The sequence below is a fragment of the Acidimicrobiales bacterium genome, assembly GCA_035540975.1.
Classification (GTDB): domain Bacteria; phylum Actinomycetota; class Acidimicrobiia; order Acidimicrobiales.
Window position 1 is genome coordinate 1 of record DATLFN010000133.1, and the last position, 5,481, is coordinate 5,481.

A 5,481-nucleotide genomic window follows, 5' to 3' on the forward strand; every position below is an offset into this window, starting at 1 on the left:
CGCCCCCGGCCCATCCGGACCCCGCCATACCCGACAACCCGCCGCGCCGGCACGGCGGGGCCGCCCGGCCACCTCGGCCCGGAGGCGAAACCGTATGCTCACGCCGGTGCGCAGCGCCGTGGACGCCGACGCCCTGGTCGAGCGGGCCCGCGCCCTGGTCGCGGTGGACACCCAGAACCCGCCCGGGCGCGAGCGGGACGCCATCGGCGCCTGCCGCCAGATGCTCGCGCCGCTGGGCGCCCGCTTCGAGGAGTTCGAGCCGGAGCCGGGCCGGGCCTCCCTGCTGGCCACCGTCGGCCCCGGCGACGGGCCCGTGCTGATCGTGAACGGCCACCTCGACGTGGTCCCCGTCCACCGGGCGGGCTGGACGCGCGACCCCTTCGCCGGCGAGCTCGACGGCGGCCGCCTCTACGGGCGGGGCACGGCGGACATGAAGGGCGGCATCGCCGCCGCCGTCGAGGCCCTGGCCGCCCTGCGCCGGGCCGGTCGCCCGCCCGCCTGCGACGTGGCGTTCCACCTCGTCGCCGACGAGGAGCGGGGCGGGGCCAGGGGGACGGGCGCCCTCGTCGCCGCGGGACGGGTCCGCGGCGACGCCTGCCTGGTGCCCGAGCCCACCGGCCTGGCCGTGTGCGTGGCCGAGCGGGGCCTGTTCACCGCCACCATCACCGTGCACGGCCGGCCCGCCCACGGCAGCCAGCCCAGCGAGGGCGTGTCGGCCGTGGAGAAGGCCGCCAAGGTCGTCCTCGCCCTCCACGGCGCCGACTTCGGGGACGAGGACCACGAGCTGCTCGGGCGGCCCACCTGCAACATCGGCGTCATCGAGGGCGGCACGGGCCACAACACGGTGGCCGAGCGCTGCACCGTCGTCGCCGACCGCCGCCTGCTGCCGGGCGCCACGAGGGAGTCGGCGGAGGCCGAGCTGCGGGCCCGCATCGACGCCATCGGCGACCCCGACCTCCGCTACGACCTCGAACCGGACGTCGTCGGCGAGGCCTCGGAGCTGGACCGGGACCACCCGTTCGTGGCGCAGGTGCAGTCGGCGTTCGCCGCCGTGCTCGGGCGCCATGCCCCGGTGATCGGCATGCGCTTCACCACCGACGCCCGGTTCGTCCGCAACCAGGCGGGCATCCCCGCCGTGGTGTGCGGGCCGGGGGAGATCGCCCAGGCGCACACGAACGACGAGTGGGTGGCCGTCGACCAGCTGGTCGACGCCGCCGCCGTCTACGCCGAGCTGTTCGCCACCTTCACGGGGTGAGCGCGCCGCGCACGGCGACCACGGAGGCCGTCGTCGACGACGCCGGGCTGGCGGCCGCCCTCGAGCCGCGGCGGCGGGTGGTGCTGGAGCAGGCGGCCGGCGACGGCGTCTTCGAGGCGGCCGGCGGGCCGGTCGCCGACTACCGGCGGACGGTCACCACCGAGGCGCTGGGCGGCGGCCGCCACCGGGTCCGCCAGACCGTCGAGTACCGGCTCGACCTGCCGTTCTTCGGGCCGCTGTTCCGCTGGCCGGTCCGGCGGGAGCTGTCCCGGTTGGCGCCCGGGCACGGCGTCCCCTGGTGGGCGCCGCCCGACCGCCTCGACCCGCGCGCCGCCCAGATGCTGGCCGCCCTGTGCGCCCTGTCCGTCGTCGTCGGCTACCTCGGCACCGTCCTCACCCAGACGATCACGTTCGCGGCAGACGAGTTCGGCGCCGGCAAGGGCGCCCAGGGCGTTGCCCTGGCGGCGGTGCGGGCCGACGTCGCCGTTGCCCTCGTGCTGGTCGCCATGGCCGACCGGCGGGGCCGCCGCCGGGTCCTCCTCCTGTCCAGCACCGCCGGCTGCATCCTCACCGCCACCGCCGCCCTGGCGCCGTCGCTCGCCTTCCTGGCCGCCAGCCAGGTGGTGACCCGGGGGTTCGTCACGGCCGCCGTGATCGTCCTCACGGTGGCCGCCGCCGAGGAGATGCCCAAGGGGTCGCGCGCCTACGCGGTGAGCCTGCTCGCCATGACCGCCGCCCTGGGGGCCGGCCTGTGCGTGTTCCTGCTCCGCCTCGCCGACCTGGCCGGCGGGTGGCGCCTCCTGTTCGCCTTCGGCCTGCTCGGGCTGCCGGCCGTGCGCGCCGTGGGTGCCCGGCTGTCGGAGAGCCGGCGCTTCCAGGCGCCCCACGAGCGGGCCGGGATGGCCGGGCACGGCCGGCGCTTCTGGCTGCTGGCGGTGTCGGCCTTCCTGTTCAACCTGTTCTTCGCGCCGGCGTCGCAGTTCGGCAACGAGTACCTGCGCACCGAGCGGGGCTTCAGCGGCGCCCAGATCTCCCTCTTCACCATCCTCACGGCCACGCCCGGGGGCATCGGCGTGGTGGTCGGCGGCCGACTGGCCGAGCGGGGCCGGCGGACGGTCGGGGCCGTCGCCCTGCTGGCCGGCGTGGGGGCCACCGTCCTCATGTACCAGACGTCGGGCTGGGGCATGTGGGCGTGGTCGACCATCGGCTCGATCGTGGGCGGCGCCACCATCCCCGCCCTCGGCGTCTACGGGCCCGAGCTGTTCCCGACGTCGCTGCGGGGACGGGCCAACGGCATCATCGCCGTGCTGGGCCGGGCCGGCAGCGTGGTCGGGCTGGTCGGGGCCGGGCTGCTCGCCGACTCGTTCGGCCGGCTGGGGCCCGCCCTCGCCCTCCTCGCCCTCGGTCCCGCCGCCCTCGCCCTCCTCGTGTTGCTCGCCTACCCGGAGACGGCCCACACCGAGCTGGAGGACCTCAACCCCGAGGACGCCCCGCCCGGACCACCGGCGTGAGCCAGGCGGCGACCGCCTCGGCCACGGCGGCGTCGCGGCCCCGCAGCCCGTGGTCGCCGCCCTCCAGCCACACGTGCGTCGCCCCCCCGGGTATGGCGGCCGTGTGCTCCTCCAGCTCGTCGCGCCCGGCGAACGCGTCGCGGGTGCCCGAGACGAACAGGCAGGGGACGTCGAGCCGGGGGAAGTGGTCGACCCGCAGCTTGTCGGGCCGCCCCGGTGGGTGCAGCGGGTAGGACACGAGCACCAGGGCGAGGCAGGGCAGGCCGTCGGCGGCCGCCATGGAGCAGATCCGCCCTCCCATGGACCGGCCGCCGAGGGCGATGCGCCCGGGCGCCACGCCGGCGGAAGCGGCCAGGGCGGCGGCACCCTCGACCACCGCCGACACGAGCACGGGCGGGCGGTCGGGGGCCCGGCGGCCGGCCTTCTTGTACGGGAAGTCCATGCGCTCCACGGCCACGCCGGCGGCGGCCACCGCATCGTCGATGGCCACCAGGGCGGGCTGGTCGCGCGAGGCCGAGGCCCCCGGCGTGAGCAGGAGGGCGGCGGTGGGCGCGGCGGTCACCGGCGCCGTGTCACCCTTCGGTGAGGAGGATGCGCTTGGCCTCGGCCAGGTCGGTGATGCGCTCCCCGGCGCCCGCCATCTCGGCGCCGTGGTCGGGGTGGGCGTCGCGGACCAGCGTCCGGAACCTCCGCAGGATGTCGCTGCGGGGCGGCTCGCTGCGGTTGGAGAAGCCGAGGACCTGGAGCGCCCACTTCTCGTCCCCCTTGGCCTGCGGACGGCGGAAGGCGGCCTCGTCGCTGGACAGGTACTGGAGGAGCTTGGGGTCCGGGCCGCCCTCCCAGCGGGTGGCCCGCCGCAGGAGCCGGAACACCGCCGGCCGGGCCCTCGACTCCAGCCGGGCCGCCGCGTAGACGGCGGCCAGGATCTGGGGCAGCGGGGCGCCGTGGTCGTCCAGGCGGAGCACCGGCTCGCCGTCCTCGTCGACCAGGCGGTGGTGGCTGCGGTCGAGGCCCACCACGTCGGTCTGGAACCGGTGGCGGAGGCGGGGCTGGGCGACCCGACCGCCGTACTCCAGCTCCCACAGCAGCCGGTCCACCCCGTCGCGGACGTCGTCGGGCAGCGTGGCGGCCCAGGCGCCCAGGATGGCGGCGAGGAGCAGCCCGCCGTAGTTGGGCGGGTCCGTCGGCAGGTAGAGATCGCCCAGCGCCACACGGCGGGTCGGCGCGATGGCGCGTGAGTGCCGAACCTCGATCTCGGCCAGGACCACCGTCGAACCGTACTGGCGCCCGGTCGGCTACACGTAGCGGCGCAGCAGGTCCCGCAGGGCGGTGGCCTCGCGGTTGACGACGTCGTCGTCGGCCTCCGCCTCCAGCGAGGCGACGATCCCCTCGGCCATCTGCTGGACCTGCTTCCACGTGGCCGGCTCCACGCCGTAGGGCGGCGGCGCGTTGGACGCGGCGGCCGACGCCGTGGCCAGCTCTCCCGCCATCTCGACGTCCACCACGCGCTCCCTGGCCAGCCGGTCGGCGGCGACGAACAGGTCGGACATCACGGCGTACACCGCCTCGTCGTCCACCTCGTCGTCCGCCTCGGCGCCCACCGCCTCGAGGGCGTCGGGGAACTCGACCCGGTCGAGGAGGCCGTCCACCCGCGCCTCCGCCTCCTCCGGGACGAAGAGGTCGTCGCCGTCCCAGCGGTGCGCGATGTCCTCGTCGGAGAGCAACGCCGACAGGGCGTCGCGCTCGCCCTGCTCCCAGCCGTCCATCTCGTAGACGAGGGCCCCGTCGGTGTCGAGCAGCACGCCGCACTCGGTGCACACGGCGACGTCGGGCTCGTACTCCGCGCCGCAGCCGGGGCAGAAGTTGGTGGTCATCGCCCCATATCAGCAGGTCGGGGCGGCACGTGGCGCGAAAGGAACGAATCCGTCCGGTCGAGCTCGTCGGCCACGGTGGCGGGGGACCTCCAGCCGTGGCCCTCGCCCTCGTACTCGTGGTGCTCGACGGCCGCGCCGCGCGCCCGCAGGACGCTGGCCAGGTCCCGCGACTGCGCGGCCGGAACCACCTCGTCGTCGCTGCCGTGGAGCAGGAGCAGCGGCGCCGAGATGTGGTGGGCGACGGCCGTCGGCGACCGGGCGCGGTGCAGGGCGGCGGTCTCGGGGAGGGGGCCGACGAGCCCGACGGTGTAGTGCGCCTCGAACCGGTGGGTGGCCGCGGCCAGGCCCTCGAGGTCCACGACGGGGTAGGCGGCGATGCCGGCCGCCCACAGGTGGGGCCGGCGGGCCAGGAGCAGCAGGGCGGTCATGCCGCCCGCCGACGCCCCCATGGCGACCAGGCGGCGGGCGTCGCCCCACCCGTTGGCGACGGCCGCCTCGGCGCCGGCCAGCTCCTCCTGGCCCAGCGTGGCGTTGGGGCCCGTCATGTTGAAGATGGCCCCCAGCCGGATCGGCGGCTCGGGCGCCCCTCCGGTCTGGGTCGGGCCGTCATCGCCGCCGCAGGCCCCGGACAGCACAGCGGCCACGACCAGCCACAGCATGCCGATCCGACGGTGCATCCCCATCTCCCTCCCGTTGGCGCCCCGTTCGACCCGAGAGCCCGCGGATCATAACGAGCACCGCGCGCCGGGCCGCGATCTGCCGGCGTTGTTCCGGCGGCGATCGGGGTAGATAGGTCGGTTATGACCGCGGAGGAGACCTCGACGGTCCTGATGGAGCATCC

The 5,481-nt window shown here is 76.3% G+C and carries 6 protein-coding genes; 2 read left to right on the forward strand and 4 right to left on the reverse strand.

The window, feature by feature from the left end; genetic code table 11:
• The first annotated feature begins 106 nt into the window (after positions 1–106).
• Positions 107–1,255: a M20 family metallopeptidase gene (locus tag VM242_13135; GenBank protein HVM06107.1), complete on the forward strand. Its 1,149-nt coding sequence runs from the start codon at positions 107–109 to the stop codon at positions 1,253–1,255.
• A complete protein-coding gene (locus VM242_13140; GenBank protein ID HVM06108.1) occupies positions 1,252–2,766 on the forward strand; it encodes an MFS transporter in 1,515 nt (504 codons plus the stop codon). The genes VM242_13135 and VM242_13140 overlap by 4 nt, the downstream gene beginning before the upstream one ends.
• Here VM242_13140 and VM242_13145 read toward each other — a convergent pair.
• The 4 genes from VM242_13145 to VM242_13160 are packed head-to-tail and all read right to left on the reverse strand — an operon-like array spanning position 2,729 to position 5,317.
• On the reverse strand, positions 2,729–3,328 hold the full coding sequence (locus tag VM242_13145; GenBank protein HVM06109.1) for an alpha/beta family hydrolase: 600 nt from the start codon (positions 3,326–3,328) through the stop codon (positions 2,729–2,731). The genes VM242_13140 and VM242_13145 overlap by 38 nt on opposite strands.
• 10 nt (positions 3,329–3,338) lie before the next feature.
• Positions 3,339–4,034, reverse strand: a complete 696-nt coding sequence (locus tag VM242_13150) for a hypothetical protein (GenBank protein HVM06110.1) — start codon at positions 4,032–4,034, stop codon at positions 3,339–3,341.
• Positions 4,035–4,061: 27 nt separating this feature from the next.
• On the reverse strand, positions 4,062–4,640 hold the full coding sequence (locus VM242_13155) for a zinc ribbon domain-containing protein (GenBank protein HVM06111.1): 579 nt from the start codon (positions 4,638–4,640) through the stop codon (positions 4,062–4,064).
• On the reverse strand, positions 4,637–5,317 hold the full coding sequence (locus tag VM242_13160) for a prolyl oligopeptidase family serine peptidase (GenBank protein ID HVM06112.1): 681 nt from the start codon (positions 5,315–5,317) through the stop codon (positions 4,637–4,639). Before VM242_13160 ends, VM242_13155 begins: the two co-directional genes overlap by 4 nt.
• Between the last annotated feature and the right edge of the window lie 164 nt (positions 5,318–5,481).

Coding starts and splice junctions, on each gene's coding strand:
- VM242_13160 (HVM06112.1), bottom strand. CDS start 5,317: ATGCACCGTCGGATCGGCATGCTGTGGCTGGTCGTGGCCGCTGTGCTG.
- VM242_13155 (HVM06111.1), bottom strand. CDS start 4,640: ATGACCACCAACTTCTGCCCCGGCTGCGGCGCGGAGTACGAGCCCGAC.